18 protein-coding genes are annotated in these 24,952 nt (G+C 40.9%); 12 read left to right on the top strand and 6 right to left on the bottom strand.

The window, feature by feature from the left end:
- Positions 1-320: 320 nt before the first annotated feature.
- Both FD725_RS19560 and FD725_RS19555 read left to right on the top strand, forming a co-directional pair.
- On the top strand, positions 321-1,595 hold the full coding sequence (locus tag FD725_RS19560; protein WP_179049686.1) for an FAD-dependent hydroxylase: 1,275 nt from the start codon (positions 321-323) through the stop codon (positions 1,593-1,595).
- 172 nt (positions 1,596-1,767) lie between these two features.
- Positions 1,768-2,565 carry a hypothetical protein gene (locus FD725_RS19555; RefSeq protein WP_179049685.1) on the top strand — a complete coding sequence of 266 codons (798 nt, stop codon included), beginning with the start codon at positions 1,768-1,770 and terminating at the stop codon, positions 2,563-2,565.
- 287 nt (positions 2,566-2,852) lie between these two features.
- Here FD725_RS19555 and FD725_RS19550 read toward each other — a convergent pair whose 3' ends face one another.
- From FD725_RS19550 to FD725_RS19535, 4 genes are all read right to left on the bottom strand, one after another.
- Positions 2,853-3,329 carry a HetP family heterocyst commitment protein gene (locus tag FD725_RS19550; protein ID WP_179049684.1) on the bottom strand — a complete coding sequence of 159 codons (477 nt, stop codon included), beginning with the start codon at positions 3,327-3,329 and terminating at the stop codon, positions 2,853-2,855.
- Between the two features lie 99 nt (positions 3,330-3,428).
- Entirely contained in the window at positions 3,429-3,569 is a 141-nt protein-coding gene (locus FD725_RS19545) for a hypothetical protein (protein WP_179049683.1), read from the bottom strand.
- Positions 3,570-4,576: 1,007 nt separating this feature from the next.
- The gene (locus FD725_RS19540) at positions 4,577-7,720 is read right to left on the bottom strand and encodes a peptidase domain-containing ABC transporter (RefSeq protein ID WP_179049682.1); all 3,144 of its coding nucleotides are present in this window, start codon (positions 7,718-7,720) and stop codon (positions 4,577-4,579) included.
- A 1,115-nt stretch (positions 7,721-8,835) separates the two neighbouring features.
- Positions 8,836-11,247, bottom strand: a complete 2,412-nt coding sequence (locus FD725_RS19535) for a GH116 family glycosyl hydrolase (protein WP_179049681.1) — start codon at positions 11,245-11,247, stop codon at positions 8,836-8,838.
- A gap of 320 nt (positions 11,248-11,567) precedes the next feature.
- Here FD725_RS19535 and FD725_RS19530 point away from each other — a divergent pair, with 320 nt between their 5' ends.
- Positions 11,568-11,810 carry a DUF1902 domain-containing protein gene (locus tag FD725_RS19530; protein ID WP_179049680.1) on the top strand — a complete coding sequence of 81 codons (243 nt, stop codon included), beginning with the start codon at positions 11,568-11,570 and terminating at the stop codon, positions 11,808-11,810.
- Between the two features lie 38 nt (positions 11,811-11,848).
- On the opposite strand, the gene FD725_RS19525 is transcribed toward FD725_RS19530, so the two are convergent.
- Positions 11,849-12,475: a hypothetical protein gene (locus tag FD725_RS19525; RefSeq protein WP_179049679.1), complete on the bottom strand. Its 627-nt coding sequence runs from the start codon at positions 12,473-12,475 to the stop codon at positions 11,849-11,851.
- A 182-nt stretch (positions 12,476-12,657) separates the two neighbouring features.
- Between FD725_RS19525 and FD725_RS19520 the strand changes: the two genes are divergently transcribed.
- Both FD725_RS19520 and FD725_RS19515 read left to right on the top strand, forming a co-directional pair.
- Complete coding sequence (locus tag FD725_RS19520; protein ID WP_179049678.1) at positions 12,658-14,283, top strand: hypothetical protein; 1,626 nt, start codon at positions 12,658-12,660, stop codon at positions 14,281-14,283.
- Between the two features lie 386 nt (positions 14,284-14,669).
- Complete coding sequence (locus FD725_RS19515; RefSeq protein WP_179049677.1) at positions 14,670-15,839, top strand: metallophosphoesterase; 1,170 nt, start codon at positions 14,670-14,672, stop codon at positions 15,837-15,839.
- A gap of 142 nt (positions 15,840-15,981) precedes the next feature.
- On the opposite strand, the gene FD725_RS19510 is transcribed toward FD725_RS19515, so the two are convergent.
- Positions 15,982-17,205, bottom strand: coding sequence for an FIST N-terminal domain-containing protein (locus tag FD725_RS19510; RefSeq protein ID WP_179049676.1), 1,224 nt, complete (start codon positions 17,203-17,205; stop codon positions 15,982-15,984).
- Between the two features lie 337 nt (positions 17,206-17,542).
- Here FD725_RS19510 and FD725_RS19505 point away from each other — a divergent pair, with 337 nt between their 5' ends.
- The 7 genes from FD725_RS19505 (at position 17,543) to FD725_RS19475 (ending at position 24,906) form a co-directional block, all read left to right on the top strand.
- The gene (locus FD725_RS19505; protein ID WP_179049675.1) at positions 17,543-17,779 is read left to right on the top strand and encodes a Calvin cycle protein CP12; all 237 of its coding nucleotides are present in this window, start codon (positions 17,543-17,545) and stop codon (positions 17,777-17,779) included.
- 313 nt (positions 17,780-18,092) lie between these two features.
- Positions 18,093-18,689 carry a DUF3177 family protein gene (locus FD725_RS19500; RefSeq protein ID WP_179049674.1) on the top strand — a complete coding sequence of 199 codons (597 nt, stop codon included), beginning with the start codon at positions 18,093-18,095 and terminating at the stop codon, positions 18,687-18,689.
- A gap of 40 nt (positions 18,690-18,729) precedes the next feature.
- A complete protein-coding gene (locus FD725_RS19495; protein ID WP_179049673.1) occupies positions 18,730-19,023 on the top strand; it encodes a hypothetical protein in 294 nt (97 codons plus the stop codon).
- A 362-nt stretch (positions 19,024-19,385) separates the two neighbouring features.
- Entirely contained in the window at positions 19,386-20,498 is a 1,113-nt protein-coding gene (gene cbiD / locus FD725_RS19490; protein ID WP_179051598.1) for a cobalt-precorrin-5B (C(1))-methyltransferase CbiD, read from the top strand.
- 222 nt (positions 20,499-20,720) lie between these two features.
- A complete protein-coding gene (gene guaA / locus FD725_RS19485; RefSeq protein ID WP_179049672.1) occupies positions 20,721-22,343 on the top strand; it encodes a glutamine-hydrolyzing GMP synthase in 1,623 nt (540 codons plus the stop codon).
- Between the two features lie 311 nt (positions 22,344-22,654).
- The gene (locus tag FD725_RS19480; RefSeq protein WP_179049671.1) at positions 22,655-23,215 is read left to right on the top strand and encodes a GNAT family N-acetyltransferase; all 561 of its coding nucleotides are present in this window, start codon (positions 22,655-22,657) and stop codon (positions 23,213-23,215) included.
- Positions 23,216-23,409: 194 nt separating this feature from the next.
- Positions 23,410-24,906, top strand: a complete 1,497-nt coding sequence (locus FD725_RS19475) for a dolichyl-phosphate-mannose--protein mannosyltransferase (RefSeq protein WP_179049670.1) — start codon at positions 23,410-23,412, stop codon at positions 24,904-24,906.
- Positions 24,907-24,952: the final 46 nt, after the last annotated feature.

Below are 24,952 nucleotides of genomic sequence, written 5' to 3'. Positions count from 1 at the left end.
TAAGTGCAGCGCAACCCAACATGGATCTTAAAAATCCAGTATGGATATTGGTGTTGGGTTTCCCAAAGCCTCAACTCAACCTACAATTACTGCATTTCTCACAAAACGGTAGGGGCGGGTTAACGAGATATTAGTGAATGATTGAAGCATATTTGTGAACCCGCCCCTACAGCCTCTGGACGGAGGTTTTATAAATTTTGTGAGAAATTCGGGTCTAGTAATCTAGTTCGGACATTGACGCTCTCATTTGTCACGCGACTTGCTCTAATTGGGGCGATCGCGTAAAAATATTAGTGAGAATGCCTTAACTTGTCTTAACAATGGCGCTAACCCAGCTTACTCAAACTATATCCCCTCAACTGACACCCGCCAAAGAGCGAGGATACGATTATGATTTGGTCATCGTCGGTGGTGGCATTGTTGGGTTAACTCTAGCTTCAGCCTTAAAAGATTCTGGCTTGAGTCTACTGCTAATTGAAGCTAAAGTTGCCTCCGCCGCCGTCGCCAAAGGTCAAGCCTATGCAGTTCATATGCTCTCAGCGCTAATTTACCAAGGAATCGGCGTTTGGGACAAAATTCTACCCCAGATTGCCAAATATCGGCAAGTTCGTCTTTCTGATGCCGATTATCCTGGTGTGGTGGAGTTTGTCACCACTGATTTAGGCACAGCAGAATTAGGTTATGTGGCAGAACACCAAGCATTACTGGAACCTTTGCAAGAGTTTGTCCACAATTGTCCAAATGTCACCTATCTTTGTCCGGCTGAGGTGGTGCGTACAAAATATCAGCAAGATGTAGTCGAGATAGACATCAAAATTGCCGAGCAGTTACAAACAGTCCGGAGTAAATTATTGGTAGCCGCCGATGGATCGCGATCGCCTATTCGTCAAGCAGCAGGAATCAAAACTCATGGCTGGAAGTATTGGCAATCTTGCATCGTTGCTTTTGTCAAACCAGAAAAAACCCACAACGATACAGCCTACGAACGATTTTGGCCTAGTGGCCCCTTCGCCATCTTACCGCTACCACAGAACCGTTGCCGCATCGTTTGGACAGCTCCCCATGAAGAAGCCAAAGCTTTGTGTAACCTAGATGATGAGCAGTTTTTACAAGAACTAACTCAACGCTTTGGCGAACACATGGGTAAACTAGAATTATTAGGCGATCGCTTTGTTTTTCCAGTCCAACTCATGCAGAGCGATCGTTATGTCCTCCCTCGTTTAGCATTGGTTGGGGATGCAGCACACAATTGTCATCCTGTAGGTGGACAGGGGTTAAATCTGGGAATTCGAGATGTAGCAGCTTTAGCACAGATCATCCAAGCAGCACACCAAGCAAGTGAAGATATTGGTAAAATTCAGGTACTAAAACGTTACGAACGCTGGCGACAAAAAGAGAACCTGACGATTTTAGGGTTCACTGATATGCTAGATCGAATGTTTTCTAATCAGTTCTTACCTGTAGTGTTAGTGCGTCGTTTGGGTTTATGGTGTTTGCATCATCTACCCATGCTGAAAATATTCATGCTCAAATTGATGATTGGGTTAAAAGGACGAACTCCCAAATTAGCCATTCGAGAAGCAATTCAAAATTAACGTAGAGACGTAGAGACGTAGCAATGCTACGTCTCTACACCATGTACATTGCTACGTCTTTACTCTATGTCCAATGCCTCATCTATATTTAAATATAGTTCACAGCTGACACTGACAAAACCAGGGATTCCATGAAATACTGATGCTGCTGATGTCTGATGGCTAAGGGTTGATGAAACATCTAAAATCCCGTTCCCAAGACTTGCGGAGCTTGTTTGAGAATAATATTACGATCGAATATGTGGCAGAACCCCTCAAAGCAGTGCCATCGCAAGCGGAAGTAGTAGAGGTTTTGCAATGGATGCGATCGCAAGATTTTGATGTCGTTGGTGTGGAAACGGGAGATACAATTACTGGTTATGTTGAACGCTCTAGTTTAATATCAATCCAGTCTGGTAAATGTGGTGATTATCAGCGAGTGTTCCATACTAAAGAACTGGTAGCTATTTCTACACCACTCATGAAGTTATTACCCATCTTGCAACAAACTCCTCGATTGTTTGTTCTCGACTGCAATCAGGTAAGTGGAATTATTACCTGTGGTGACTTGCAAAAAGCACCGGTGCGAATGTTGCTATTTGGTTTAGTGACTTTATTAGAAATGAATTTACTGAGGCTAGTGAGACTTTATTATCCTCAAGATTCTTGGCAGAATTTTCTCAAACCTGAGCGCTTAGAAGTTGCACGCCGATTATGGAAAGAAAGTCAAGAAAGAAACGAAGCCACAGATTTATTAGATTATCTCCAGTTTTGTGACAAACGAGAATTAGTTTTACATCAACCAGAACTGCTGCAACAATTAGAACTTAAATCTAAGCGTTCCGGCGAGAAATTCTTAAAGTCTGCCGAACAGTTGCGGAACCGATTAGCTCATGCTCAAAGTTTAGTGAGTGGTTCCTCTTGGAGTGATTTAATTTCTCTAGCAGAAGGCATGGAAAAGCTCTTGGTACGCTGTGAAGAAATTGAGTAAGGTTAAACTGTGTAAAACAACATTACAGGCCATTTTAGTCACAGAAGTTGACCCGCCACTAGAGATGGAGCCGATTTGTTGGTTACTACTGACCACTTATACCAATTCACTAAAAATCTGATACAGATTCAAATACGGAAACCCTTGTAGAACAAGGCTTTCTTAATTTTGAATTTTGTTAGCGCAGCGTTAGCGACGCAGGAGCGTCGCGTCATTTTGAATTTTGAATTGGTATTACAAGGGTGCGGCGAACCCAACATCAAGCAGGATGTTGGGTTTCCTAACAACTAATTATTCATGAAATCTAAATCAGAGAAATTGAAAGAAATTTCTTGAGTTACAGAAATTTGTGGCTCTAAATCTATATATTCTGATTCATGAATTTGCTCGGTTAACCACTGATCTAAATTGCCACCACGAATTTCTTTTGTTTGCTTACCTACTACTTCCAAATAGGCAATGTCTTTAATTTTACTCAAGCAATTAGATGGCATATTGGTGTTAGACCTGGTAATGGCAGATGATGGAGCGATTTTGATATTGTCATGCTGCTGTTGTACTTTGCTGGGGTTGGAGTTTTCTTTGAGTAAGCGGTTATAAGTGCGGTAAGGGATGTAGTGTAAGGGGTTATAACCGGCGAAGCGTAGCATGAGAACACACGCCCATGAATATTTACCAGCAAGAATTGCCTCGACTACTTTATCAAATTGTTGAGGGTTGATGGCTTTGTTGTAGCTGCTAATGCTTGTGATGTCTTGATTCATGGTGTTTTTGCTTTGGATAAAAGTATTTCGGTTGTCTGGTGATTTATACGGCAATTAAAATCGATCAGTTTGGTGATGAATTGAGAACACGTAGTTTAGTCAAACTAGGTGGGTTAAAACTGTTTTGATACTTTTGGATATTTTTGTGGAAGTTGCTGTTAAGTAAGTCAGATTACTGTTAGCAATTGATGCTACTTCAAGAGCTACATCTTTATAGGGATACAAATCATATAGTTTCATCTCTCACCTACCCCTTGTCATTTAATGTGACCAGCAGACAAACGTCTTTGTTCAGCTATCGGTAGACACAATTTTGTACTATTGAAGTCTATAAACTTCCAACTTTATCCCTGATATATTTCATGTGTGATTTCTTGCTCTTTAGTATGAATATGTATTCAGTTGTATGTATTTATTCTTGTTTGAATTATGACAATTACTTATCCATACTTTATCAAGAGTCCTATTCGTATTTATACTATCTTTTTTCATGAATGTCACCCGTTGATCAGTATTATATTCGTCAATTTTACTGAATATTTTTAATCTTATTTTATTCACTATGTCAATGAGTATTTTGAGCATTTTCAACTAGGTAATGAGGGGTTATACCCCTCGCCTACTGTGCATTTGAGACTTTAACCTACTCAAGAAATTTACCATTAAATAGATAGATAATCAATCATTCAAGATAGAAAATATCACCTTGTAGAAAATACAAAACATTCTTTAATTCAGGTTAAAAGCTTGTGACATAATCTGCATAACATACAGTTCTAAAGTTGGTTTTCCGTGTGTACTTAAGTTTCCGGAAAATTCTTTGGGTAAATGTCATGATTTTATTATATTTTGAGCAATGAAGTCTGTAATTTATGTTGTCGTATTTACAGTTTTATGATATGTTTCTTAGACGATATATAAATAATGAAACTTAAATTCAATGTAGAGGATTTAGACCTCACCCTCAGCCCCTTTCCTACAAGGAGAGGGGAGCAAAAAACCTGATTTTTTGTTATACCAATTTCCTTTAAATGTGAAACAGTAGAGACGTTGCAATGCAACGTCTCTACATAATTCATGTGTATGATGATGAACGTGAAATGATATTATTCCTCCTTCTCTTGTAAGAAGAAATAGGTTGGGATGGTGAGGTCTGTCGAATTCAGGTCTGTATGAGCAATGGGGTAAAAAGCTAATTTTTTGAGCTTCTGTTGCCGTTTCTGAGAAGGAAGTTGATCAAGTTAATACTAGATATTTAATTGTAGTTGAGCGAGGTGATGATAAAGACCAGCGATCGCCATTAATTCCTGGTGAGTGCCATGTTCAGCGACAACACCTTGATCTAAAACGAAGATATAGTCGGCGTGACGCAGAGTTGACAGGCGATGGGAGATGATAAAGGTGGTGCGGTTTTGACTAATTTGAGCCAGACTTTGTTGCAGGTGTCGTTCTGATTCGGCATCTAAACCACTGGTAGCTTCATCTAAAATCAAAATTTTGGGATCTCTAATTAAAGCACGAGCGATCGCAATTTTTTGTTTTTGTCCCCCAGAAAGCATGAAACCCCTTTCCCCCACTTGGGTGTCATAACCCAGGGGTAAGGCTTGGATAAAATCGTGTGCGCCTGCTAACTTGGCAGCAGCGATCGCTTGGACTAAACTAAACTCCATATCATGAAGCGTAATGTTTTCTAAAATCGTCCCAGAAAACAGAAAACTCTCCTGTGTCACCAACGCCAACTGACTCCGCAATGATTGGGGAGACACTCCAGAGATATCATTGCCATCAATCAAAATTCTGCCACTATCGGGATGATATAAACCTGCCAGTAAATTTGCTAAAGTGCTTTTACCGGAACCGCTTTGACCGATAATACCAATAGTTTGGTGTGGTCTGACTCCAAACGAGAGATTTTGTAAAGCGTTGCGTTCTTGAAAGGAATTATAGCGAAACGATACATTCTCAAACCTCACCTCACCCCGAATTGGTGGCATGACGAGTAAAGTTGTTTGCGAACTTCCTTCTGGTGTTGCTGCATAAACATCATTCAATCGTTCCACCGAAATCAAGATTTCTGGAAACTCATCCCATAATCCCACCAGCGCCAATACAGGATGAGTCACACTACTAGTCAGTAGATTAAAAGCGACAAACTCTCCCAAAGTCATTTGTCTACCTATCACCAAACTAGCACCAAACCATAAAATCAAAGTAGTGCCAATGTGCTTGATTAAATTCCGGGCGATTTGCCAGCGATGGGCTAGTTTTTGCCCTCGCAATCGCGCTTTCAACATTTTGAGGAAACGTTCTTCCCAGTACTTCTGCAAAGCGCGTTCAGAAGTGGTAGTTTTGACTGTGGCAATTCCCGTCATCATCTCTACCATTGCCGAATTTTGTCTAGCTGATTCCTGCAACACTTCTCTGGATGCTTGCTTAATATGGGGGCTGGCGACAAAAGTCAAAATCATGATGGGAATCATCCAAGCCAAGACTAACAGCGTGAGTTGCCAACTGTAATAAGCCATCAACCCTAAATACGTGAGGATCATCAACCCATCCACCACCGCACCAATAGCCCGACGGCTAATAAACATCTGGATTTTGCGGTTTTCTTGCACACGGCTGATAATATCTTCGACTTGGCGGGAAGCAAAAAAGTGTAACGGTAACTGCAACGTGTAGTTAATGAAATTGCCCACTAAGTTGAGATCGATGCGACTGGCAAAATAATCTAATAAATGTTGGTGTTGTGCTGTCAAGACAGTGCGCCACACACCCAAACATAAAAAGCTAAAGGCAAAGATATGCAAGTTCGACAAATCTTTGACAGGCATAATTTGATCGAGAACAACCTGTGTAAATATCGGTGTTGCCAGTCCAAAAACTTGTACTAATAAGCAGGCTAATATAATCTGCCTGAGTAACTTACGGTAATGCCATAATGTTTGCCCGTAGCGCCCTAGAGAAAATTTTTCACTTTTGAGGGTTTTAAAAGTTTCTGTAGGGTTGAGTAGTAAAGAGTAGCCCGTCCAACTAGCGCTAAATTGAGAACGAGACAACCAGCGTCTACCGACAGCCGGGTCAGAAATCAAAATGCGATCGCCTTTTATCTGCCAGACTACAACATAGTGCATTCCTTGCCAGTGAGCAATCCAGGGATGAGGATGCAACTCTAATTTATGCAAACTCGCCCTCACCGACAGCACATCATAACCCAAGGTTTGCGCCGCTACAGCTAAACCCTCTAGGGATGCGCCAGTCCTATCTACCTGTGCTAAATTTCTCAGACTATAAAGACTCAAGCGCTTACCCCAATATTGGCTAATCATTGCCAAACAAGCCGCACCGCAGTCTGAGGAACTCTGCTGTTGGATAAAAGGATAGGAATACCACAGCCTTGGTTTAGCAGCTGACTTTGTAACTTGGGGAAAGTCAATCTCTGCCATCTCTGATGTGACAAGGACTGTGGGAGCATCAGAGTGAGATGCACGAGTTGACAAATTAATTAGTTGCGGTAGTACAATTGCTGGTTTACTATCAACAATCTCTGGTGCTGCTGTTATTGGTTGTTGCTGATGGGTAAATAAATCTGGTGCAATAGCACTGGCTAAATCCCAATTTTTTGGTGATAGTTGGTAAACTAACAAATCTGTTTGCGCTGTGCCATTTGGCGGTGTGATATCGGGATATCCCCAACCATCACCGACTGAAGGTGTGACACTGGCAATAGATATTGATTGTACTTGACCACTCGCTAGCCAAAAATGCCCTTTTTCTGGGGGAGTTGCTGTTAATAAAGATGTGCCACTTGGGATGTGTGTTGGCACTAAATAAGGGAGTAATTTTGTTAATTGCGAACTAGTAAGTGTGTGTAATGCTGTATAGCTTTTAAAGAAAATTAGTGCTTGTCTCTCACTGGTGCAGCGTTGGAGATACTTTTCTAATTGAGGAAGACGCTGTAACCATCGCTGCAAATCAGCAATAGCGATCGCTGCAACTGAAACTGCACTGGCGGCGATCGCTCGATATGGTAAAACTTGCTGATAAAATAAATGATCTGCACCAAAAGTTTGTTCAGCTAATACCAATTGAGTCGAAATTTCTCGCCCCAGAGTTTGATTAAAACCCAATAACCTGACTCTACCTTGACAAACTAAATACAAAATATCGTTATTATCTAAAACTTCTGCATCCACAACATAATTTATCAGTTCATCTCCTAGCTCTAACTCACGCATTACCCAACTTTGGCTAAACTCTGAAACTAGACTTGTATCCCCTCCAACTAACCTCACAAGATTGAGGATAGCCGCTTCTGGAGTGGGAGATAGCTGATTATGAGAATTTTTTTCCAGCTCTCCCTGAACTCTTAACGATGAAGAGGGATTCATAGTTTAATTTCGGCTTGGTGTGTAAACTTTTAGCTTGGTTTTAAGTGAGTAGTTGCAACGTGCCATGAAATTTATATAGGCAAGTTAATTTAGCACTAGAGGTACAATTAACTCCTAATGTATCTTGATAAACTTTAGATATTTATCAATAGCTATTTGCTAATTTTATCAAACTTTAACTACTTCTTTAACCAGTATTTATGAACTTCATTTTTAATGAATGATAACTATTCATGAGTAGATCCGCTTACCGTAAAAATTTAATAATTTTTCTCAGCCTGTATATATTTATCCAACAATTTTGAGGCTATAACAGCAACATTGATTCCTCAAAAACAGAAAAATTATTTTTTAGATTACTAAAAAGTTACCTATGAACATAAATTTAAACTTCCCTGTTGTATTCATCATTTAGGCAAAATTAGTAACATTGTTATCCACAAAAAGTAGTCATTAATAGAGAACACAAGATTTTTTCTTAACCTTAGTTACATTTTCCTTTGGTTTAGTAAACACCCGGAAAATAAACCCAAAAATTGTTAACATCGATTCCTCAATTCACAACAAAACCTCACCCAAGAGACAGATACTAAGGCATCCATAACCCCTATTGTGTATCTTGGGTTACAGATTTTTCTTAATATCACTCTAGCAACAACGATAAATTTGGCAAGATAGTTATTACCCCTCATCCATGCACCAAACTTCTGAAATCCAGAATTAGAAAGCTACTAAGGATGAAAAATTTTTCTCAAAACTCAACTTTTTAACACCTGAAATCAGTTTTTTCCACACCAAGCCTAAAATCTTAAGGAAATTTTTAGATTTATTCAATCATATAGGAATCCGATTTGATTACTGAAATAGTTTGCGTAGGTAGGGAATAGGGAATAGGCAATAGGCAATAGGCAATAGGTAAGAAGTTCCTCCACTGGTACTGATTTTTTTCAATAATCAAATACTAGTCCTATAAGAGGGAGTGAGGGAGTGAGGGAGTGAGAGAGTGCTGTTAGCGGTAGCGGGGCGTTTAGCCCGTGCTGAGTGCTGAGTAAGAGTGAGGGAGTGAGGGAGTAAAAATTGCTAATGACTAATGACTAATGACTAATGACTATTGACTATTGACTATTGACCAAATAAATTCCCCAGATAGCCATCGCCCGTAGATAGGTGCTGGCGCGGAAAGTTCCGACGGCGGTGATGGCTTCTGGTGTGCGGAATTGTAAGCCATTTTGATAAATTTGCTCTACTACCGCTTTTGTTAGTCTGAAAGCTTCATCTTTCATGCCCATTTGGACGAGAAAAGCGGCTAACCCAAAGTTAATTCCTGTCCAAACTTCTAATGGGTGTGTGGCTTGGGGGTTTTCTGGTGAACCGTCGGGACGTACACCATTAGCTGCACCAAACTCACCATTAAAGAACTTGAGGAAACAAGCATCATAAACAGTTTTGAGAGCAGAGATAGCGCGATCGCCTGGTACAATATCCGGTAAATTCAGCAATTTAGCGTAGAATTGCCCACACAATTGATCTGCCATCACCACATCAGAACCGCTTTCACTATCGAGTCGATAGTATTGACCATTCCAGAGTTTTTCTTGATAAATAGGTAGAGATTTTGCTAACCAAGTTTCATAGATAGATTTTTGTTCAAGTAACTTTTCGGTTGAATCGGGGGAGTTTTTGAGTAAAATTTCACTAATAGCGATCGCCGCTTCTAAAGCAGCTAACCACAAGCCACCACAATAGGCGCTGACACCTTGTAATCGCCAATCATCAAAAGTTTGATCTGGCGCACCGGAATTTTCGGGAATTCCATCACCATCTAAATCGAATGTTTTTAGATAATTCAGAGTTTCGACAATCGCATCCCAACAATCAGCTAAGAATTGCACATCATCAGCACCAGTCAAGAGAAAATCTCGGTAAACTTGCAAGACAAAATCACTGCCTAAATCCTTCCACAAATTACAATCTTGATAACTGGTATAGTTAGTTTTCTCCCAGACGTGTTCGTTGGGTGCGCCTAAATCGTGGGGTGTTGCACCTGCTATTTTGCGGACAGCCATCGGACTTTCTGCACCAATAGTATAGTAATAACCAATCACACGGGGAGTATCATCACTTTGAGGAATTGCTCTAGCAAAGGCGCGCATCACCGATTTTTCTAGTTCGGGAAACAGTTGTAGCAGTGCAAAAGAACCATACAACCGCACATCTAAACTTTCATACCAACGGTAATCTAAGCACTCTAATACTGCAAACTGACCGATAGGATCAATTTCTGTAGCTGCACTCCACAGCGTACCACCGCTTGTGAGGTCATAAAGCTCATTAAATAGAGCCATTTTGAACCAATTCGGTAAATCTTCCCGATTCAAGATAGGTGCTTGCCAACTATTGATTTGTTCTTGCCAAATTTTATACTGTTCTAAAGCGAGAGTTGCGATCGCCCAAGCATTATTTCCCCCATTACCAAAAAAGTTTGTATATCTGCGGTAGTAATTCACTCCGGCGGCAAATTCTGTTACTGGTAAGTCCCAAGCCAGTGTAAAAGGGATTTCTAGCGTTTCTCCTGGTAGGAGAGTAAAACGAAGTGCGATCGCTACACCGATCTGTTCATCATCTCCAGCCGGACTTGCATCTATATAATTAGGTAAAGAGCCATCCTTCGCAAAACTCTGCCATACTTCCTCACCCGTCCCGACAGGATGCCATCGCGTGTGGTGAAACACTTCTACTTGGGGATGTTTCAGCGTCGCAATACACCAACTCCCCTCACCTTCCTGCACAGGTTCAGCCATACCAACCCGACTTAAACAGACACCAAAATACTGTGGACTCTCATTTAAATAATTGTAATTTCCCTGACTTTCACCCAAGCGTGGCTGATACTCATAAACTGGACTACCATCATCACGCACCCGCACATTTGGAGACTTCAGCGCATTGGTAAACCAGCCAATCATATTTTGCCAAGTCAGCATAATACTCAGAGTGATGGGTGCATTTGTAGGATTATGCGCCTGCCAAACAAACACCGCCACAGGGTAACTAGTTTCTTGGTAATTATCCGCCCAAATCGGGGAAAATTGCTCACAAGTTAACTCTGCTTGCAAGACATTCTCATAGACAAACCAACTGCGGGGATACAACGCATGATACGTCCCTGTTTCCTGTGTAGCCGTCGATGCTGGATACCATTGCCAATTTTCCAGACTTTCATCTTCTGGTGCTGCTGTAGATAAAGCGTAAGCTTGTGAAGATGTACCGTGAGATTCAAAGACGCTAAATTGACAAGCCGGAAAACTTTTGAAGATATGTTCCCCACCGTCAATATGCCACAGATTAAAATCTCCCCGCGAAGAACGACCAATACAACCAGCACCAAAGCCACCCAACGGCATACCATGCCAAGCACCATCATCAATATTACTGGCATAGCGGACAGTATAAGGTTTATCCCAACCTAAACCAATAGGACGGCTCCAAGTACAAGCGGGAATTTGCGGAGAGGATTGATTTGTCATTACCTGATGTCATAGCGTGCGTTCTGCTAAGGAAGCTTAACGCGATGTGTCATTTTTCTCAAGTGTATTAAATGTTAGGTTGAGTTAAGCGCAGCGCAACCCAACATAGATACTAAACTGTCAAGCGTTGAACTCGAATAGTCAGGTTTTTAGTTAGTAAAGTCATCAGCCATTGCCAAAGTGTTTTAGCTGCTGGGGTGAATTTGAATAGTGAGGTTTTTAGTAAGTAAAATATTAGATGTAGGATTAGAGTGTTGGGTTACGCTTTGCTCCACCCAACCTACATTTTTTAGCCGAAATTACATCATCACCGCTTGATAATGACACAAATCACATTTAAAGTTCAAGCATTTTGGGATACCGATGCAGAGGTTTGGGTAGCAACTAGTGATGACGTACCTGGATTAATAACAGAGGCTTCTACCATAGAGATTCTGACGCAAAAGCTGCGAGATATCATTCCAGAACTGATTACTCTAAACAAAATTATCCCTCTGCATTATGTCGGTTCTATCACCTTTGAACTAACTAGCTATCGACAAGAATTGATTGAGGTAGCTTAATAAATCTCAGCAAAAACACTCTTTTTACAAATAAATAATTAACTTTGCAGACCAACAGTAAATATCGACTGAAAAGGACTTGCCAATATCCCTAAAATCTTCTCAATTTCTTTAATGTAATATTCATCTAAATCAATATGAACTAACTGATTAGACAATTTTAAAAACTTCCAAATCACACCTGTTGTCACTACACCATAAATTGTCTTAGTATCATTGTTTTGCTGCTGATTAAATCTTTGAGCCGCTATCATTTCGGCAATACATTGTCCTAAACCACCTTTAATATTCTCATTCTTCGCTTCCACTAATGTAATCACAGGAGTGCGAACTTCGTAAAGTTCACTAGAAGCCGTTAAAATATAGTCACAATAACCACTCAAACCTGCTTCTGGCTCTACATTAAACTCTGTCCCAGAAAAGAAACCAATCCGAAAATTAAACAACCGACGAATCTCTAACAAAATAGGGGCAATAATCAATTCAGAACGAGCTTTTTCTGTATTAACTGCGTTGGCAAGTGGTAGATATTCGTTAAGTGTCGTTTTCAGATAAGCACTCGGTTCAATTGGTATAATTTCAGTAAATAAACGATTGGCTTCATCAAGTGTCAATCCAAAAGCAGCTTCAACCTGCCTCAAGCTTGTGAAGTTGCTATATGCCATATTATATTCTCAAAAGATAGTGATTGATTTCACAAATCTATCATAGCTTTGATAAACTTCCCAGATTCACTGCTGGAAAAATTTTAGCAATTCTAATCAATTTGCAGGATGCGTATATCTTGTGTAAATGACTGTAATTTAAGTAGTGAATATTGAAAGACTTAAAAAACAGGAATCGGGTTATGAAATACTTATTCATCATTTGCACACTCATACTGTATCTACTTTTGCCTAATCCGGCGCTAGCTCAAGCAAAACCGTCCTACAGCTTAATATCTGGACTAGGAACACATCAACATCCAGTTTCCACCCAAAATCCAGAAGCACAAAATTTTTTTGATCAAGGATTAAATTTAGTTTACGCTTTTAACCATGATGAAGCAGTGCGTTCTTTTCAACACGCGGCTGAACTCGATCCTCACATGGCTATGGCATATTGGGGTATTGCCCTGGCTTTAGGGCAAAATATTAATGCAGTCATTACCACCGAAAAAGAACAACTTGCTTATCAAACAATTCAGCAAGCTTTAGCACTTTTTCCCCAAGCATCAACGCAAGAACAAGATTACATTTTAGCTTTAGCAAAACGCTACTCTCCCAATATTTACGCTGATTTAAATCAGTTAAATCTAGACTACGCCAATGCAATGGCAACTCTAGCAAAACGCTATCCTGATGATTTAGATGCAGCTACTCTGTTTGCTGAAAGTTTAATGGATTTGCACCCCTGGCAACTTTGGACTCATGATGGTAAACCACAGGCAGATACAGAAGAGATTGTTGCAGTTTTAGAGTCAGTTTTGCAACAAGATCCTAACCATGCTGGAGCCAATCATTACTATATCCATGCTGTAGAAGCATCATTGCATCCAGAACGCGCCTTAGAAAGTGCCAAGCGGTTAGAAAATTTAGCCCCAACAGCAGGACACTTAGTACATATGCCTTCTCATATTTACTTTCGAGTAGGAGATTATTTAGGGGCAAAACGAGTTAATGAAAAAGCGATCGCTCAAGACGTACAATACATCTGTCACAATCAAATCCAGGGTATTTATCCCCAGTTGTACCTCAGCCATAACATCCACTTTCTGATGATAGCGAGTAGTATGGCAGGTAGACACAATGATGCGATCGCTGCCGCCAATCAACTCTTAGAACACCTGACTACTATAGACCCTCATTTACCTATGCTGGAGGGATTCTTGGGCAGTAAAATGCTGATACAAGCCAGATTTGGCGATTGGGATGACATTTTAAACACCCCAGCACCCGATGCTACCCTGCCAACCACCACTGCCATTTGGCATTTTACTCGCGGTTTAGCACAAGCAGGCAAAGGCAATTTAACAGCAGCCGCCAACGAAAGCCAAGCATTATTAACTGCAACACAAGCAATACCAGCCGAGGCGACTATTGGCTTTACCCCAGCTAACCGCATTCTCAATATTGCTCAAAAATTCCTCGATGGCAAAATTGCTAAAGCCAACCATGACTACGACTCTGCTATTAACATCTTCCAACAAGCGGTAACAGCAGAAGATAATCTCGATTATGTGGAGCCACCAGATTGGTACTTTCCCACCAGAGAAGCCTTGGGTGGTGTACTCTTAGTTAAAGGCGACTATGCAGCAGCACAACAAGTCTTCCGCGCCGATTTAGCCAAATATCCCCACAATGGACGCTCTTTATTTGGTTTGCAGGCTAGTTTGCAAGCACTAAAGCAAAATTCCCTAGCCAAACAAGCTCAAACTGAGTTTGTCGCAGCTTGGCAAAACGCCGACACCCAACTGGATATCAAACATTTGTAAACTTTCCATCTCTCATACCATTTCACGTTAATCGTGATACACATGAGTTATGTAGAGACGTTGCATTGCAACGTCTCTACTGTTTCACATTTAAAGGAAATTGGTATCAGGATTAAAGATTTCGATCCCCGACTTCTTCAAGAATTTGGGGATCTTGTTGCTGATGAATGATGGAAAATCTCTATAAGACTCGTATTTGATTCTTGTTGGCATAGCTTGTGCTGGTATATAAAAACTCAACACAAGTCGAGTAACTTCTTACCCATTACCCATTACTCATTAACAAATATTAACTAAATTCTCCGTTCTGCACGTTGGCGAAGCAAAGGTTATACTTTTTGGAAAAGGCTTACTTTAATTACCGTTTTTAATAATTTTGGAAATAAATGGTGCTAAATTTTCGCTTTGCCGTAGTTAGCGACTTACACATCGCGCTTCCTCACACAATTTGGGATCATCCTAGCAGGTTTCATTTGGTAGAAGTAAGTATCCCAGCCTTGGATAGCGTCATCGAACGTTTAACACAACTTGATTTAGATTTTTTATTGCTACCAGGAGATTTAACTCAACACGGCGAACCAGAGAACCATCTTTGGTTACAAGAACGTTTATCTCAATTACCTTTTCCAGCTTATGTTGTGCCGGGAAATCATGATGTTCCTGTACTAATGGCGAATCAACAATCAATTGCTATTGCTGATTTTCCTCAGTATTATCGCAAGTGCGGCTATAAAGATACTGACCAACTTTATTACACTCAGCAACTACTACCTGGAGTCAGATTAATTGGGCTAAATTCTAACTTTTTTAATCAACAAGGACAGCAGCTAGGACGGTTAGATGCTCAACAAATGCAATGGTTAGAAGAAGTACTAGCAGCAGCCGTTGATGAATTGGTACTAGTGATGGTGCATCACAATGTAGTCGAGCATTTACCCCATCAATCCAATCATCCGATGGCATCTCGCTATATGTTAGAAAATGCCCCAGAAGTACTGCAATTATTGCAACGTTACGGTGTTAAGTTAGTATTTACAGGTCATTTACACGTCCAAGATGTTGCTTGTACTGGAGGTGTATATGATATAACAACTGGTTCTTTAGTGAGTTATCCACATCCTTACAGAGTTTTAGAATTCCATCGAGATCAACAAGGTAAAGAATGGTTACAAATTTTATCTCATCGAGTGGAATCAGTCCCAGATTTTCCCAACTTACAACATTTATCACGACAATGGATGGGCGATCGCTCTTTTCCTTTCTTAGTCAAACTACTAACTCAATCCCCACTAAACTTATCATTAACACAAGCCCAAGAACTAGCCCCCAGTTTACGTGATTTTTGGGCAACCATTGCCGACGGTGATGCCCTTTTAGATTATCCCCAATTTCCTCAAGAAGTGCGCCACTATATCCAAACCTATGGAGCGATCGCCCATTCTGGTACACCAGCTTTCATTGATAATAATAGTACTTTACTGTTAGAAAATAGTGCAAAATATAGGACTGACACAGCAAATCAGCAAACTCTTGTGCGGATAGGGAATAGGGGATAGGGGATTAGGCAATAGGCAATAGGCAATAGGCAATAGGGAAGAGTCATTGGTCATTAGTAAAACTCTTACCCAATACCCAATACCCAATACCCAATACCCAATACCCAATACCCAATACCCAATACCCAATACCCATTACCCATTACCCATTACTAATTTCTCGACAAATCCCAAACACTGAAGTATATCCATGTAAAAAAGTTCTACCACCGACAGGGCCGATTTCGCCGCCGCAGAAAAAACCACCGACGGGGACATTGGGGATGTAGCGGCTAAATAGCCCAGAATCGAAGTGGGGTTTGCCATAGAGGCCTTCACCCCTACCAACACAGGCAAACATTAACGCGCCGATAGTCGAACTAGTCGAACCATCTATTCCTTGTCGTTGATAGCGTTCTAGGAGAAATTCTAAGTCTTCGGCTGAGGTTTGAGCATCCCGTAAGTGAAATTGTAACCTTTGTCCGGGACGAACTAGATCACCGATAGCGATCGCACCTCCAGCAGGATCTACCCCCAGAATACTGCGAACTAAAAAGTCTCCCTGCTGCAAAGACAGCTTAAATTCATCCATTGCTACCCCCACAAACAGAGAATTCTGTGCTAAAGCACGTTCTTGTTCACTGAGACTCGCAATCAAATCTCGTAACACCACCAAAGGAACTTTCTCATCTAGTTCTATGATGATGTTGCGTTCCGACTTGGTGACTTGCAGTGGTTGACCAATCGGTCTACATCCTTGAGCTACTATAGTTTCTACAACAATATTGCCACTCAACGCCAAGCCTACTGTACCCTCACGGTGTAGCTTATCATTACAAAATAAAGCCAGACGACCACCCATACCCCCAGCACTGGCTTGTCCACCCAAAATTACCGAACCAGGATAGGCAAAATCCAGCCCTTGTAACAAATCGTTCACTCCAGAAGAAAAAGCACTAGATAGCAAAATAAACTGGGGTATTGGTGATGCTGGCACACCAGTTAAATTCATCCAAGCATCTGGAGGACTATCTAAGTCGGGCAAATCTTCCGCTATCACGTGAAAAACTTGCAAGTTTACCCCTGGTAGATGAGCCAAAGTCAGACTCAGCGCTGCTTCTGCTTCTAGTTCTTGAGTTTGTCCACCAGCAGTAGTTCCAATCACACCACCACCACTACAACCAATAATTACAGGTACAGCCAGTTTTTCGGCTAGTAGAGGTAAAACCCTAGAATACTCACTGGCAAAAGCAGAGGAAATAAACACCAGTCCTAAATCAGGCGGTGCTGTTAACGATGAGACAGCCCGTTCTACCACATCTGCTATGGCTGCTTCTAAAGAAGGACGAGTTGATAGGGCATTTACCCACTGCATTCGGTCTACCATGAGTTTTGGACTTCTTTTTCTGTTGTGACTGGTAGTTGAGATTTTTGTCTTTCCCTAGTGCTGGTTGAACTTAGGAAGCTAGTTGTAGCCATTTCTACTACATTCACTAGATCATAGTGTACCCTTGGAGTTTTATAGTATTCGCACTCTCAAATCTTAAAAAATATCAGGGATTATGGTATGAAGCTACAGTTTGTTGTAATTGTTATCGATACATCAAACTTCAATCATAGCTGCACCAGCTGATTAGGTAGAATGGTGATCGATAGAACCTAAAAATAGCAATTTTTGCAACTTTTCTATACTGTTATTATCAACACACAACGAGACTAAAGCAATGACCGACACTCAAGCACAAAACCTTAACGAAAAAATCCAAGAAGAAGTAGAACAAGCCCGTGCTGTCTGTGATATATCAGGTAGCAACTCAGCAGAGTGTGCTGCGGCTTGGGATGCAGTTGAAGAACTGCAAGCTGAAGCCTCCCACCAGCGCCAAGACAAAAAGAAAAATTCTCTAGAACAGTACTGCGATGATAACCCAGATGCAGCTGAATGCAGAGTCTACGATGAATAAATTTCGTTAATTTTGTAGATTTGCAGATCCCCGATTTGTTTGGCAAGTCGGGGATCTGTTGTTAACTAACCAGCCAAAACTAGTGTTATGGTGTTAAGCGTTGCTCAGTCAAACCTTGATAAAGAAAAAGTAGAGACGTAGCAGTGCTACGTCTCTACAAGGATTTTCAGTAACGCCGAATTAATTTCTACCAAATGTCTCATACACATTTGAGAAATCAGTTTTGAGCTTACGTACAGGTTTAAAAATCAAAACAGACTTTTATACATATAATGCTGTCTAGGCAAATTTTTGATGATATTCGACAAAAACTATGGAAAATGAAGTTTGGTTTCGTCAGTTAGTCTGGATTGACTATCGACTAGCAGTATTATTTCTGATGATTATTCCCATTATTCTGTTGATTTGGGCTTATGTACAACAAACGGAAGCCATTCAACGGTTGTTAATGATTTATTTGCGAGTTTCCAGCCTCTTAGCCATTACCATCTACCTGATGATTGCTCAGTACCCAGTTAGTTTTATCTCTGGCTTAATGGGGCAAATCCTCATACCGATTTCACTGTGGTTTTGGGTGGATCTCAATGACGAAATTGAATATCAACCCAGCAGCTTGCTGAAGTTACTTTTTACCTCCTGGCGCTGGGCTGTAACCGTTTATGCTATTTTAGGAACCATTGCCTTTGTACCCTTTTTGGGTTGTGCTTTTTCTAGCAATGTTGTAAAAAATCCTGCCTGTAGCGTCTGGTTTGAAGCTCCCTTGCTGTTTAAAGACTACTTCCATCACAACACTAAACCCGCTTTTCTAGGCTTCTTGGGTATAGTTGGTCTAGCCATATATGTACTATATTTAAGCTACTTTGTTTTAATTAAGCTGGGTAAGCAGGGACGCTCCGCAACACCACAGTAATCTTTGACTGTGCTTCAATTCGCCATCTTCATCTGTCAACATGAACTCTATTGGTAAGCGATTAGAACAATACACCAGAAAGTATCCTCAAGAAGTTCTCTTAGTCACCGTAGTAATTGCCGATGAGCAAGATAAAATAGCTATTTTCAAAGGCTTTTCTAGCTCCTTAATGCGCCCAACGGCTTTTGATCCAGATATCCCCGTGATCCCCGATACAGCCACAATTATCAGTATTGACCGCATAGCCAGCCCTTATAATCCTGAAGCCCCTCGTTACATCCAAAGAGAAATTTCTTGGGAAGATATGCAAGTTCTTTTGGAGAGTGCTGAGTAATGAGTGCTGAGTGGTGTTAGCGGTAGCGGGGCGATGAGCCGCGTGCTGAGTGAGGGAGTGAGGGACAAGGGGAGCCAGCACCGTGCGGGGGTTTCCCCCGTTGAGGTGACTGGCGTGACAAGGGGACAAGGAAGGGGACAAGGGGAGAGTAAATTAATTACTATTCAATGACTAATGACTAATGACTAATGACTAATGACTAATGACTAATGACTATTGACTAATGACTAATGACTAATGACTAATGACTATTGACTAATGACTAATGACTAATGACTAATGACTAATGACTAATGACTAATGACTATTGACTATTGACTAATGACTAATGACTAATGACTAATGACTATTGACCAATGACAATTCGTAGCGGATATACTTTACCTGTTTTTGCTTGTGCGGCGGCTGTTGCGGCTTTGCATTGGTTACGTCAGCGTCAATCTTTACAAGTGGCGATGGTGGACTTAATTGAGCCGGCACAAGTGGCAGAAATTCTGGTTGAACAGGTAGCGGGACTATCTGATGGTATGGCTTTGGCTGTAACTCGCAGTGATCCTGGTGATAATCTGGATTTGACTAGAGATACACCAATTTGGGCGTTGGTGGAGTGGGGAGGAGTTGAGGGTGAGCAAGTAACTATTAAAGGTGGCGAAGGAATTGGTAAGCAACTGAATGCGGATAACCAACCAGCTATTTATAGTTATGCTCAGAAGTTGTTGCGGGAAAATTTAAGTCGATTACTAGCACCAACAGAAAAAATCACGGTGACAGTCATATTACCAGAAGGGCGATCGCTTGCTTTGCGTACTTCTAATTCGGCTTTTGGGGTGGTGGAAGGACTCTCTTTGTTGGGGACGACGGGAATTTCTCAACCTCTCAGTACACCTGCTCAGTTAGATGCTTTTCGCCAGGAATTACAACACAAAGCTAGTCAGTTTAACAGCTTGGTATTTTGCATTGGCGAAAATGGCTTAGATTTAGCACCAAAAATCGGTATTAACCCAGAGAAATTGGTAAAAACTGCTAATTGGTTAGGGGCAATGTTGGTAGAGGCTGATAGATTGGGTGTTAAGGAAATCTTATTGTTTGGCTATCATGGTAAGTTGCTAAAACTAGCCGGGGGCATTTTTCATACCCATCATCACTTAGCTGATGGCCGAAGGGAAATCTTAGCGGCGCACTGTGCTTTAGCAGGATTAAACTTAGCAGATATAGAAGTTGTGTTTCATAGTGCTACAGCCGAAGCGGCGCTAAAACACTTAAGAACATTAGATAGTTCTACAGGTAGTGATTGGGTAAATCAAGTTTACAGTGCGATCGCCCAAACTATCGATACTCGCAGCCAAGAATATATCCAAAGCCACAGTAAAAGAGGCGCAGCAGCGACGATTTGCGGTTCCATTTTATTTGACCGCGATCGCAAAATTATTGTAAAGAGCAAAACTGCTTGTAACTTACTGGAAAATTTATGTTAATTTATTATGAATAATCATAAATAATCCAAATAAATAATTTTTTCAGTAGCAACTCTAGGGTAAGTTATACGTTTTAATACTTGATCAAAATTTCCCCAGCTAGCGCATTTACTTAGCGTTAGTTATGGATTATCTTCTCGTTTACCAGCCTGTACGGCAGTAATGGTAACAAATTTAGACCGCAAAGCAACCATCTACCTCTAAAAGCGCACTTCTTTTATTATGAATACAGTGGTGACTCTACCAACCGAACAAGCCCCACAAACAGTAGAAGAGTTTGGGCGGCTTGAGCGTCAAATCATTGTCATATTAGACTTTGGCTCTCAGTACTCCGAATTGATTGCCCGACGTATCCGCGAGACTCAAGTATACTCTGAAGTTTTGTCTTATCGCACCTCGGCTGAACATTTACGTCAACTCAGTCCCAAGGGCATCATCCTTTCTGGTGGCCCCAGTTCAGTTTATAGCGATCGCGCTCCCCATTGTGACCCAGAAATCTGGAATTTAGGCGTACCGATTTTAGGTGTATGCTATGGAATGCAACTGATGGTTAATCAACTCGGTGGGGAAGTAGCCAAAGCTGACCGAGGCGAATATGGTAAAGCATCATTATATATAGATGATCCCACAGACTTGCTGACAAATGTGGAAGATGGGACGACGATGTGGATGAGTCATGGCGACTCAGTGACAAAAATGCCCCCAGGATTTGAATTACTCGCTCATACCGAAAATACTCCCTGTGCGGCTGTTGCAGATCATGAGAAAAAGCTTTATGGTGTGCAATTTCACCCAGAAGTAGTACATTCCATCGGTGGTTTAGCTTTAATCCGTAACTTTGTTTACCACATCTGTGAGTGTGAACCCACTTGGACGACAGCCGCCTTTGTCGAAGAAGCGATTCGAGAAATTCGCGCTAAAGTTGGTGACAAACGGGTGTTGTTGGCGCTATCTGGCGGTGTAGATTCTTCTACCTTGGCTTTTTTATTATACAAAGCGATCGGTGAGCAACTGACTTGTGTATTTATTGACCAAGGCTTTATGCGGAAGTATGAGCCAGAAAGGTTGTTGAAATTATTCCAAGAACAGTTTCATATCCCTGTTGAGTATGTTAACGCCCGCGATCGCTTTCTGGAAATCATGACTCATGTCACAGACCCAGAAGAAAAACGCCGCCGCATTGGTCACGAATTTATCCGCACATTTGAAGAAACATCCAAACGCCTCGGCCCCTTTGATTATTTAGCTCAAGGTACTCTCTACCCCGATGTCATCGAATCAGCTGACACCAACGTTGACCCCCAAACCGGCGAACGGGTAGCAGTGAAAATTAAGAGTCATCACAATGTTGGTGGCTTACCCAAAGACTTGAGATTTAAACTCGTCGAACCACTGCGGAAGTTATTTAAAGATGAAGTCCGCAAAGTCGGACGTTCTATCGGTTTACCAGAAGAAATTGTCCAACGCCAACCTTTTCCCGGCCCTGGTTTAGCAATTCGCATTTTAGGTGAAGTTACAGCCGAAAGGTTGAATATTCTCCGAGATGCTGATTTAATTGTTCGTCAAGAAATTAACCAACGCGGTCTATACAACGAATATTGGCAAGCATTTGCAGTCTTACTACCCGTCCGCAGTGTTGGTGTGATGGGTGACCAACGCACCTATGCTTACCCCATTGTCTTACGAATTGTCAAGAGCGAAGATGGCATGACAGCAGACTGGGCGCGTGTACCTTATGATGTGCTGGAAGCCATTTCTAACCGCATTGTCAATGAGGTCAAAGGTGTCAACCGCGTGGTTTACGATATTACTTCCAAGCCGCCTGGAACTATTGAGTGGGAGTAACTGATCTCACAGGACTTGCCCATAAAGGTTGTTGATTGAAACTAGGTGTGAGGTGTAAGGATTTTATGCCTCTAAATCTCCATCACCTCATACCCCTCATCACTAAAAGCCTCGTTATGAAGTCTTAGAGGTTGTTTGAAAAGTCTAATATGTTGCTCTTATGGGCGATTAGAAATCGCGTCTACACAGACAAAACCCACCTCCGTGGGTTGGAAATCCTTGATTTTGTATGAGTCTGCGGAGGCAGACTTTGCCTGTGTAGTAGCGAATTATATTCGCCCCATACTTTTCAAACATCCTCTGAGAGAAATATGGAAAACTTCAGTGCTGTGTTTAAAAACTTTCCCCAACTAACAACTAAAAACCTCATTCTCCGGGAAACAACCCTAGCTGATGCACCAGCAGTTTTTCAAATTTTTGCTGATGATGAAGTAACCAAGTATCATGATCTAGATACTGCTACTAGTGTAGATCAGGCGAAATTTTTGATTGAGCGACGTGCAGAAAGATTTCAAAATCAACAAGGTATTCGTTGGGGAATTGCCAGGAAAGAAGATAATCTAATCATTGGTTCTTGTGGCTATAGTATTAAAAATCGTTATCAGGCGGAAATAGGCTACGAACTTGCCAGAACATATTGGCGCAAGGGTTTGATGACAGAAGCTTTAAGCGAGATTATTAAATGGGGTTTTCAGCAATTAGATTTAAATCGGATTGAAGCATTTGTGCTGCCGGAGAATAATGCTTCTATTAAGTTACTGGAGAACTTACAATTTGTAGAGGAAGGACTATTGAGAGAATATGGATTTTGGAAAGGCAAATTTCACAATTTGCAAGTCTTCTCTTTGTTGAAAAGAGACTACAGTAATTAAGTGAGGTAAGCAACGCTTACTTTTTTTGTATATTCAGTGTCTCCAAAAGCAAAAATACTGGGAACTACCAAATAAAAATATCCCATCACTAGATAAGCAAGGAGACAAGGAGAGATTAGGGAGTTTGAGAGTGCTGAGTATAGGACTATTGCCTAATGACTAATGACCAATGACCAATGAATGACTAATAACTAATGACTAAAAATTGGTACAGAATTGGGTTGGTGGGGATATTTTTGCTGTCACTCACCTTGCGGTTTTGGGGGCTAGATAGGTTTAATACGCTGGTATTTGATGAGATTTACTATGCTAAATTTGGCAATAACTATCTTAACTCCATACCGTTTTTTGATGGTCATCCACCTTTAGGCAAGTATATGATTGCCTTGGGGATGTGGTTAAGCGATTATATTCCTTTTTGGCATGATGGTGTTAATGGACTGACGGGTTCTTTGCGATCGCCTATAAGTTATCGTTGGATGAATGCCCTTTCCGGCTCATTTTTGCCGATAATTATGGCTGGTATCGCCTATCAATTAAGTTATCGTCGTAGCTTTGCTTTATTAGCTGCTTTATTCACCGCTTTTGATGGCATATTTCTCGTAGAATCTCGCTATGCCTTAATCAATATTTATATAGTTATCTTTGGATTATTGGGGCAATGGTTGTTTTTATTAGCCTTAACTAGTCAAAATCAAAAACGCACGTTATATCTAGTGTTTTCAGGTATAGCTTTTGGTGCTTCAGTGGCTACAAAGTGGAATGGTTTATTTTTTCTGGCGGGTATTTATTTAATTTGGAGTGTGGGTTGGTTGGTCAACTTTTTCTCCAATGATATCACAGATGATTTATCTGCTTATACCAGCAATAACTCACCGTTTCCCTCAATTAGTTATCAGCAACCCACTAACCAAAACCTATCTGCACTCAAAAATTTAGCCCAAATTAAGTTTAAGCAAATTATCTTATTTTTGGGGATGGTTCCAGCTACAATTTATAGCTTACTTTGGCTTCCTCACCTGAAAATAAATCCCAAATTTGGGTTTATCAAAGTCCATGAAGAAATACTCGCATTTCATGAACGCCTGGGGGGAAATACACCAAAAGTACATCCTTATTGTGCAGCTTGGTATAAATGGCCGTTGCTAACTCGACCAATGGCTTATTATTACCAAACAACTCAAAATGTTCAAGATCCTTTACCTGTGTTGGGACCGCCTTTGCCTAATGGCACAGGAAAAGTGATTTACGATGTTCATGCAATGGGCAATCCATTTTTATGGTGGTTTGGTGTAGGTGCTTTATTATTTTTGTTAGGAATGGTCATAATTCAAGTAGCGATTCCTTCAGTACAGCAAAAGCGACTTTATTTTCCAACCAAACTTTCTACTGATACTTGGATAGCTCTATATCTAGTTTTAAATTATGCGATTAACTTACTGCCTTGGGTGAAGGTGACGCGGTGTGTTTTTATCTATCATTATATGACGGCTGTAGTGTTTGCATTTTTAGCGATCGCTTGGTTTGTTGATCAGTGCCTACGTAGTTATTATCCCCCTCTCAGGGTTGTAGGTGTATCAGTTGCTTTTTTAATTATCGCTGCTTTTATTTTCTGGATGCCGATTTATTTAGGTTTACCCCTGTCTTCTGAGGCTTATAAATGGCGAATGTGGTTGAAATCTTGGATTTAGCAAGATTTTCTCTGTGTCTCTGTGGTTTAATAAAATACTTTTTACC

This window comes from Nostoc sp. TCL26-01 (assembly GCF_013393945.1).
Taxonomy (GTDB): domain Bacteria; phylum Cyanobacteriota; class Cyanobacteriia; order Cyanobacteriales; family Nostocaceae; genus Trichormus.
This window is presented reverse-complemented; position numbering and strand designations above follow the sequence as displayed.